Origin of the sequence: Roseomonas acroporae (assembly GCF_023223525.1) — a bacterium.
Taxonomy (GTDB): Bacteria; Pseudomonadota; Alphaproteobacteria; order Acetobacterales; family Acetobacteraceae; genus Roseomonas_E; species Roseomonas_E acroporae.
Genome location: NZ_JALPRX010000094.1, coordinates 1 through 8,900 on the forward strand (window position 1 = coordinate 1; position 8,900 = coordinate 8,900).

6 protein-coding genes, 1 tRNA gene and 1 pseudogene are annotated in these 8,900 nt (G+C 75.0%); 4 read left to right on the top strand and 4 right to left on the bottom strand.

Annotated elements, in window-relative coordinates:
* Positions 1-105: 105 nt before the first annotated feature.
* Complete coding sequence (locus tag M0638_RS20265) at positions 106-696, bottom strand: hypothetical protein (RefSeq protein WP_248668826.1); 591 nt, start codon at positions 694-696, stop codon at positions 106-108.
* A gap of 93 nt (positions 697-789) precedes the next feature.
* On the opposite strand from M0638_RS20265, the gene M0638_RS20270 reads away from it, so the two are divergent.
* The 3 genes from M0638_RS20270 (at position 790) to M0638_RS20280 (ending at position 4,664) form a co-directional block, all read left to right on the top strand.
* Entirely contained in the window at positions 790-2,085 is a 1,296-nt protein-coding gene (locus M0638_RS20270) for an acyltransferase family protein (protein WP_248668827.1), read from the top strand.
* A 72-nt stretch (positions 2,086-2,157) separates the two neighbouring features.
* Positions 2,158-3,372: an ATP phosphoribosyltransferase regulatory subunit gene (locus tag M0638_RS20275; RefSeq protein ID WP_248668828.1), complete on the top strand. Its 1,215-nt coding sequence runs from the start codon at positions 2,158-2,160 to the stop codon at positions 3,370-3,372.
* Between the two features lie 2 nt (positions 3,373-3,374).
* The gene (locus M0638_RS20280; RefSeq protein WP_248668829.1) at positions 3,375-4,664 is read left to right on the top strand and encodes an adenylosuccinate synthase; all 1,290 of its coding nucleotides are present in this window, start codon (positions 3,375-3,377) and stop codon (positions 4,662-4,664) included.
* Between the two features lie 335 nt (positions 4,665-4,999).
* Here M0638_RS20280 and M0638_RS20285 read toward each other — a convergent pair.
* The 3 genes from M0638_RS20285 to M0638_RS20295 all read right to left on the bottom strand — a co-directional run bounded on the left by M0638_RS20285 (position 5,000) and on the right by M0638_RS20295 (position 8,417).
* Positions 5,000-5,083 (bottom strand) — tRNA-Leu (locus tag M0638_RS20285).
* Positions 5,084-5,276: 193 nt separating this feature from the next.
* The gene (locus tag M0638_RS20290; RefSeq protein WP_248668830.1) at positions 5,277-6,269 is read right to left on the bottom strand and encodes a tripartite tricarboxylate transporter substrate binding protein; all 993 of its coding nucleotides are present in this window, start codon (positions 6,267-6,269) and stop codon (positions 5,277-5,279) included.
* 258 nt (positions 6,270-6,527) lie between these two features.
* Complete coding sequence (locus M0638_RS20295; RefSeq protein WP_248668831.1) at positions 6,528-8,417, bottom strand: sigma 54-interacting transcriptional regulator; 1,890 nt, start codon at positions 8,415-8,417, stop codon at positions 6,528-6,530.
* 139 nt (positions 8,418-8,556) lie between these two features.
* On the opposite strand from M0638_RS20295, the pseudogene M0638_RS20300 reads away from it, so the two are divergent.
* Positions 8,557-8,900: pseudogene (locus M0638_RS20300) on the top strand (hypothetical protein); the annotation flags it as partial.

Sequence of the window (8,900 nt, forward strand, 5' to 3'; positions counted from 1 at the left end):
GCCGCGAACGGCGCGAGAGGATGCCCCCGTCCGATGGACGGCGCGGCCCCTCGGCGCGGGGTCCGGGGCAGGAGCCCCGGACGGGTCGGCGGGCGCCGCCGGGCATCACATGCCGCGGTTGCGGATGCCGAGGTTCTGGATCGCGATCGCGACGCCCCCCGCCGCCTCGGCCGAGCGCGGCAGGCGCGGCAGGCTGCCCAGCCGCTGCAGCGTGACATCCGGCGGGTTGAGGAAGTCGCTGGTGGTCAGCGCCACCCGGGCCCGTTGCAGGTTGCCGTCGCGCAGCGCCGCCGCGGCCGTGCGCAGCGCCGCGATCACCGGATCGGCCGGCGCGTCGGCGCGGATGCCGATCGCGTCGCGCATCTCCGCCCGCGCGCGGGTGAGCTGCATGAACACGGTGGGCTGGACGCTGGTCTGGTAGCGCGGATGCGCCGGCATGGCGCTGGCGAGGAATTCGAGCTGCGCCGCCGCCTCCGCCGCCTCGGCCGGGCGGCCGTTGAAGCGGGACATGTTGCCGAAGGTCTGCGGCGCCGAGATGGCCGCGCCGCGGATCGGGTCGCCGATGCCCATCAGGTGCGTGCCGCCCGGCTCCTGGCAGGCGGCGAGCGCGAGCGGCAGCGTCGCCAGCGCCGCGAGGGCGGCACGGCGCGACGTGGGCAAGGGCGAGGGGGCGCGCACGGTTCCGGATTTCTTCACCGCCGGCCGCGCATGCTGCGCCGCGCCAGCCGCCGGCCTGCCCGCCAGAAGGGCGGCAGCGACCGCGCCGGCGGCCGGAACAGGTTCCACGACGTGCAGGACAGGGCCCCGCTTGCCGGATTCACGCGCGACACAAGCCTGCAACATGTCTTCCGCCCCGACGGGATCCCTCTCGCCGCGCCCGGCCGCATCGCCGAGCTCGACGCGCTCCGCGGCATCGCGGCCCTCGGTGTGCTGCTCTACCATTTCACCTCCATCTATGGCCGCTGGATCGGCGAGCCCTACGCGCGGATACCGGAATTCCGGGCCGGCTACTTCGGGGTCGAGCTTTTCTTCGTCATCAGCGGCTTCGTGATCGTGGCATCCGCCCGGCGGGCCGCCTCGCTGCGCGAATTCGCCTGGAGTCGCGCGGCGCGGCTGCTTCCCGCCTACTGGGTGGCGGTGCTCGGCACAAGCGCGGTGCTGCGCCTCGATCCCCTCCACACGCTGGAGGCGCCGACGGCGGCGGAGATCCTCGTCAACCTGACCATGCTGCAGGACTTCCTCGCCGTGCGTCGCGTGGACGCGGTCTACTGGACCCTGGCGCAGGAGCTGGCCTTCTACGCGCTGCTCCTCGCGGCGCTGCGCGGCGCCGCGCGCTCGGGCCTTCGCCTCGAATGGTTCTGCCTGCTCTGGCTTGCCGCGGCGCTGGCGGTGCGGCTCTCCGGCGCGGCGCTGCCGCCGCCGCTCGCCACCGCCACGCTGCTGCATTTCGGGCAGTTCTTCATCATCGGCATCTGCCTCTGCGTGGTCCTGCTCGGCCGGCCCGCCGGCGTCACCTGGCTGGCACTCGGCTGGGCGCTGCTGATGCCCGCCCTCGGCATCCAGCCCGGCGTGCCGGCGGAGGAGGGCGAGCACTACCTGCCGATGACGCTCGGCTGCGCCGCGCTGTTCTGGGCGGCGCTGCGCTTCCGCCCGCGCGCCCTGTCGCACCCGGCGCTGCTGTTCCTCGGCCGCATCTCCTACCCGCTCTACCTGCTGCACTGCTCGATCGGCTGGGTGGCGATGAACGCGCTGCGCGCGGACGGCCTCGGGGAGGCGGCGGCGCTGCTGGCCGCCATCCTGGTCAGCCTGCTGCTGGCGACGGCGGTGCACCTGCTGGTGGAGCGTCCGGCCCAGCGCGGGCTGCGGGCGCTGGCCGGGCACGGCGCGGCGGGGGTTCCAGGGCGCGGCTCGCCGGGAATTCCAGGGCGCAGCGCGCCGGGTGTCCCGAGGCGCAGCGCGCCGGGTGTCCCGAGGCACGGCGCGCCGGATGGTCCGGGGCGTGGCGTGCCGGGCGCAAGCCGGGCGGCACGGCCGGGGAACGACCTGCCGGGGCATGTCGCAGGCGCGCAGCCCGTCCCTCCCTGACGCGGGCCTCCCGGACGCGGCGCCGGCACGGCCGGGCTGGCCTCCGCCGCCCGCTCGGGCTATGCGCGGTGCGTGAGCGACGACGCGCTGAACCCCGCCCTGCTGCCGGCCGGCCTCGCCGACCTCCTGCCGCCCGATGCCGAGCGGGAGGCGGCGCTGGTGGAGGCCATGCTCGCCGTCTTCGCCGGGCACGGCTACGAGCGGGTGCGCCCGCCGCTGCTGGAATTCGAGGAGGGGCTGTTCGCCGGCTCCGGCGCGGCGCTGGCCGAGCAGACCTTCCGGCTGATGGACCCGGTCAGCCAGCGCATGATGGGGCTGCGCGCCGACACCACGCCGCAGGTGGCCCGCATCGCCGCTACCCGCCTCGCCCGCCAGAGCCGGCCGCTGCGCCTCTGCTATTCCGGCCAGGTGCTGCGGGTGCGCGGCAGCCAGCTGCAGCCCGAGCGGCAATTGCCGCAGGCCGGCATCGAGCTGATCGGCGGCCGCGGCCCCGCCGAGACGGTGCAGGCCGATGCCGAGGTGGCGCTGGTCGCGGCCGAGGCGCTGGACACGGTGGGCGTGGCGCCGACGCTCGACGTCACCCTTCCCACCCTGGCGCCGGCGCTGTTCGAGGCGGCCCACCTCGCCGGCCCGGCGCGCCAGCGCCTGGCCCACGCGCTGGACCGCAAGGACGCCGCCGCCACCGCGGCACTGGTGGCCGAATGCGGCCGCGCCAACCCGATCGCCGCCCCGGCCCTCGCCCCGCTGCCCGCGCTGCTCCAGGCCGCCGGCCTCGCCGACGGCGCGCTGGCGGCGTTGGAGGCGGCCAACCTGCCGCCGGCCGCGCGCGCCATCGCCGACAACGCCGCCGCCGTGGTCGCCGCGATCCGCGCCCGCGCCCCGGGCCTGCGCGTGACGCTCGATCCGGTGGAGTTCCGCGGCTTCCAGTACCATGTGGGCGTCGCCTTCACCCTGTACGGGCCGGGCCGCACCGGCGAGCTGGGACGCGGCGGCCGCTACCTCTCGCCCGGCGATCCGGCCAACACCGCCCTCGGGCGCGGCGCCGGCAACGAGCCCGCCACGGGCATGACGCTCTATCCGCACGCCGTGCTGCGCGCCGCGCGGCCCGCGCCGCTGCGGCCGCGCCTGTTCCTGCCGGCCGGCACCGACCCGGCGGCGGCGCGTTCCCTGCGCGCGGCCGGCTACGCCACCGTGGCCGCGCTCTCCGCGGCCGACACACCGCAGTCGCTGCGCTGCACCCACGTCCTGGAGAACGGCCGTGCCGTGCCGTTCGGGGAGACTCTGTAGCCATGGCCAATGTCGCCGTGATCGGCGCCCAGTGGGGCGACGAGGGCAAGGGCAAGGTGGTGGACTGGCTCGCCAGCCGCGCCGATATCGTCGTGCGCTTCCAGGGCGGCCACAATGCCGGCCACACGCTGGTGGTGGGCAACCAGACCTACAAGCTGAGCCTGCTGCCCTCCGGCGTGGTGCGCGGCAAGCTCGGCATCATCGGCAACGGCGTGGTGCTGGACCCGCAGGCGCTGCTGGACGAGATCGCCCGGGTGGGCGCGCAGGGCCTCGCGGTGACGCCGGAGAACCTGCGCATCGCCGAGAACGTGCCGCTGATCCTGCCCCTGCACCCGGCGCTGGACAAGGCGCGCGAGGCGGCGCGGGGCGAGCACAGGATCGGCACCACCGGGCGCGGCATCGGCCCGGCCTACGAGGACAAGGTGGCGCGCCGCGCCATCCGCCTCTGCGACCTCGCCGAGCCCGAGGTGCTGAGCGAGAAGCTCGACGAGCTGCTGCTGCACCACAACACGCTGCTGAAGGGCCTCGGCGCGGAGACGTTCGAAAAGCAGGCGCTGCTCGACGGGCTGCTCGCCCTGGCGCCGAAGCTGCTGCCCTTCGCCGAGCCGGTCTGGGAGCGCCTCGCCACCGCCCGCGCCGAGGGCCGCCGCGTGCTGTTCGAGGGCGCGCAGGCGGTGATGCTGGACGTCGACCACGGCACCTACCCCTACGTCACCTCCTCCAACACGGTGGCGGGCAACGCGGCGGCGGGCGCGGGCATCGGCCCGAACGCGATCGGCTTCGTGCTCGGCATCGCCAAGGCCTACGCCACCCGGGTCGGCTCCGGCCCCTTCCCCACCGAGCTGCACGACGCGATCGGCAAGCGCCTGGGCGAGCGGGGCCGCGAATTCGGCACCGTCACCGGCCGGCCGCGCCGCTGCGGCTGGTTCGACGCGGCGCTGGTGCGCCAGGCGGTGAAGGTGGGCGGCGTGCAGGGGCTGGTGCTGACCAAGCTCGACGTGCTGGACGGGCTGGACGAGCTGAAGGTCTGCACCGGCTACCGGATCGGCGGCCAGGTGATGAACCGGCTGCCGGCCGGCCGCGCCGCGCAGGCCGCCGCCGAGCCGGTCTACGAGACCATGCCGGGCTGGCAGGAGAGCACCATGGGCGCCCGCTCCTGGGCCGACCTGCCGGCGGCGGCGGTGAAGTACGTCAAGCGCATCGAGGAACTGGTGGAGGCGCCGGTGGTGCTGCTCTCCACCAGCCCGGAGCGCGACGACACCATCGTGGTGAGCGACCCCTTCGCGGGGTGAGGCCGGCGGGGCGGGCCTGGCCCTCCCCTGGCCCATGGCGAGCCGCAGCCCGATCGGGATTGCGGCTCGCTGCGAGCCCCTGCTTCGGAACGGCTTCACGTCGCCGGGCCTGTCCGCCCGTCGGCGATCCGCCCCGCGCAAACCCCCGAAGTTTCGTGCGGGAACAGTGGGCCGGGCAGGCGGGCATGCCTGCGCCGCGATCCACCCCTGGGCAGGCCGCGCCGGCGCCTGCCTGGCCCGGGCCCGGCAGGGGTGGCGGCCTTCGCCGATGGTGTTCGCCGGCGCAGGCTCCGCCGCCCAGGGCCGCCGAGGAGGTCTCACCACCGGGCAGCCGGTAGGGGCGGCGGGATTCGAACCCGCACGGGGGAAGCCCCCGAGAGATTTTAAGTCTCTTCCGGCTACCGTTTCGGCACGCCCCCGGCCGGGGACGAAGCCTAGCCCACCTGCCGCCTCGCAGAAAGTTGCGCCGCAGCCTGTCGGCCTCCCCTTCCTGCACAGGGACGGCCAGCCGCCAGGCCCAGGCCAGCTCCCGCCGGCACCGGTCGATCGCCGTGCTCCTTCCGCCGGCCGGCAGGCCGACCGGCGCGAAGGTCGGCGTCCGGGCGGCGCGGCTCAGTCGAGCCGGAGTTGCAGCCGCTCGGCCATGCGCCGCTCGTAGTCGATGCGTTGCAGGATGAAGGCGCGATACTGCTCGGAATCGAGGTACTGCAGCGGCATGTCGAAATTGGCGCGCACGGCCGCGTTGGCCGGATCGAAGAGCGCCTCCTTGAAGGCGTCGTGCAGGATCCGCACCACGCCCGGATCCATGCCCTTGGGCCCCGCGAGCCCGTAAGGCGAGGTGACCACCATGTCGATCCCCAGCTCGCGCAGGGTGGGCACGTCGGGGTAGCGCGCGGCGCGCTCGGCCGACCAGACGCAGAGCAGGCGGAGCTGGCCGCCTTCGACCAGCGGCGCCCAGGCGGAGCTGTCGGCGATGCTGTCCACCTGCCCGGCGGCGACGGCGGTCGCGCCCTCGTTGCTGGCCCGGTAGGGAACGTGCACCAGCTCCACCTTCTCGCGCGACGCGATCTCCTCCATGGCGAGGTGGTTGGTGGTGGCGATGCCGCTGGTGCTGTAGGTCAGCGTGCCGGGCCGGGCGCGGGCGGTGGCGAGGTAGCCGGCCCAGTCGCGGATCGGGCTGCTGGACTTCACCGCGACGCCGAACAGCCAGCCGGTCAGGCCGATGATGTAGGTGAAGTCGGTGGCCGGGTCCCAGGGCGGGGTGCGCAGCAGGTAGGGCCGGCGCACGATGCCGAGGTGCATCTGGGTGACGGTGTAGCCGTCCGGCCGCGCCTGGGTGGCGAGGTACTGCGCGCCGAGGGTGCCGCTGGCGCCGGAGCGGTTCTCCACGACGATGGTCTGGCCGAGCCTGCGGCCGGCGATCTCGGCCATCGAGCGGAGCTGCGCGTCGGCGGAGCCGCCGGGCGGCCAGGGGACGATGAGGCGGATCGGGCGATCGGGAAACGCCTGGGCACGGACCAGGGCCGGCGCGGCCAGGCCGGCCGCGAGGCCGAGGGCCGCGCGGCGCGACCAGGGATGGCGTGGTGCTGGACTTCCTGGCGGCATCGTCGTCCTCCCGTCGGCCGCCTTTCCGGGGGCCGGTTCCTGGCCGGGGACGGACCGTGCGGACGTGTCGGCGTCCGGCCGGGATCCGTGGGCCTGCCCGGCCTTCGTACCATGGGCGGGCGGAAAGCCCAGCCCGGGAAAGTCCGGTGCCGGCCGCGGCCCGGTGTCAGCGCGGGGCGGCAGCGCGGGGCGGCACGGCCGCCGGCCCGTTCCCGCCCACCCGTTCCCACCGGTCCGTCCCGGCGCCGGATTCCCGCGCTACCGGCGCGGCACCCCCAGCCGCTTCATCCGTGAGGCAAGGGTCGTGGGCGGCAGCCCCAGCAGGGCGGCCGCCCCCCGCGGCCCGAAGACGCGGCCGCCGCAGGCCTCCAGCGCCGCCAGGATGTTGGCGCGATCGCGCTCGTGCCGCTCCGCCTCCGTCTCGATCGCGGGCGCGGCGGGCGGCGCGCGGCCCGATCCGGCGTCCGCCCCGGCCCCCCGCCCGGGGTGCGGCCCAGCGGGAGGCCCGGCGGCCGGGAGGTCGAGGCGCAGCCGCCCCTCGCGGGAGAGGATGGCGGCGCGCTCGATCACGTTCTCCAGCTCGCGGACGTTGCCGGGCCACTCGTAGCCGCAGAGCTGCTGCACGTGGCCCTGGGTCAGGGTGAGGCCGGCGAGGCGCAGCTTGCGGCCGACATTGGCCAGGATGTGCGAGGCGATAAGCGGGATGTCCTCCGGCCGGTCCCGCAGCGGCACGGCGCCGATCGGGAACACGTTGAGGCGGAAGAACAGGTCGCGGCGGAAGGCGCCGCGCCGGCTCTCGGCCTGCAGGTCGCGGTTGGTGGCGGCGATGACGCGCACGTCCACGTCGCGCGTCCGCTCCTCGCCCACCCGCTCGAACTGTCCCTCCTGCAGCACCCGCAGCAGCTTGCCCTGGAGCTCCAGCGGGATCTCGCCCACCTCGTCGAGGAACAGCGTGCCGCCATGCGCCAGCTCGAAGCGGCCCAGCCGGTCGCGCAGCGCGCCGGTGAAGGCACCCTTCACATGGCCGAAGAACTCGCTCTCGAACAGCTCGCGCGGGATGGCCGCGCAATTGACGCGGATCAGCGGCCGGTCGCGGCGCGCGCTGGCGGCGTGGATGGCGCGGGCGATCAGCTCCTTGCCGGTGCCGGATTCGCCCGTGATGAGCACGGTGGCGTCGGTGGGCGCGACCAGCTCCACCTGCCGGATCACCGTCTGCGTCGCGGCGGAGCGACCGACGATCTCGCCGTGGCTGTCGCCGCGTATCTCCTCCTGCAGGTAGGCATTCTCCAGCTCCAGCCGCTGGCGCAGCCGGTCCACCTCCGCCAGCGCCAGCCGCAGCCGCTCCTCCGCCTCCCGCCGGCGGGAGACATCGCGGAACACCACCACCGCGCCCACCGGCTGCGCGCCGTCCAGCAGCGGGGTGGAGGTGTACTCCACCCAGATCGGCGCGCCGTCCCTGCGCCAGAACACCTCGTTGTCCACCTCGTGGACGATGCCGTTGCGGAAGGCGGCGTAGATCGGGCAGTCCTCGTCCGGGTAGTGGCTGCCGTCGGGGCGGCGATGGTGCACCAGGCTGTGCATGTTGCGGCCGACGATCTCGGCCGCCCGCCAGCCCAGGATCCGCTCCGCCGCCGGGTTGAGGAAGGTGGTGATGCCCTCGGCGTTGACGCCGAAGATGCCCTCCCCCGCCGCGTTCAGGATCAGCCGGTTCTCCTGCTCGATCTCGCGGAACAGCGCCTCGGCGCGGCGCCAGCCCTCGATGCCGCTGCGCAGGTAGCCCTGCGCCTCGCGCTCCAGGTCGCGCCGCTGCCGCTCGCGCAGGTCGTGCAGCAGGGCGAGGATGCGGGGCGCGCCGGGCCCGGGCAGCAGCCGTGCCTCGATCTCCACCTCGCACGGAACGCCCGACGCGTCGTTGACCGCGATGTCGCGCGTCCAGCCCTGGCCGCGGTCGAGCACCGCCTGGGTGAACACGACCATGGCGGCACCCTGCGCCGGGAAGCAGGCGCTGACCCGCTGTCCGGGCCGCGCGGCCGGCCCCAGCAGGCGCGCGGCCGCGCCGTTCGCCGCCAGGATGCGGTCCTCCAGCGGGTCGAAGGTCAGCAGGGCAACGGGAAGCTGGTCGGCGAGGTCGCCTTCGAGGGCGGGCATCGCCTTTCCTACGAAATTTCGTTCCCGGCAGCACGGAATTTCGTGCCCCACGACATTTCGTACTCGAGCCGCCCGATAATATCCTTCGATAACAACGCCTTGGCGCGCCGTCGGTCCCGGGGGCTCCCTGGCACGCGGTTTGCGAAAGCGCCTGCGACAGATCGTTCATCGCCGCGTCGGGGCGGCCGAGCATCGGGAGCAGGCTGTGGCAAGACTGTTTCAGGACGTCTTCGATCCGGAAAACTGCCTCGGGCCGGGCTGTGCCTGCCCGCGCCATGGCAGCCTGTCCTGCGACGCAGCCGGCGCTGCGGGCATCGGCGATGCTGCCGCGCCGGCGGCGGAGACGGCTGCCGCGCAGGCCGTGGACGCTGCCGTTGCGCGTGCGGTCCTGGGCCCGGACGCCACGCGGCGGGCGCTGCTGCGCGGCGTCGGCGCCGGCACGCTGACGGCGGCGATCGGCGCGTTCTTCCCGCTGGCGGCGGC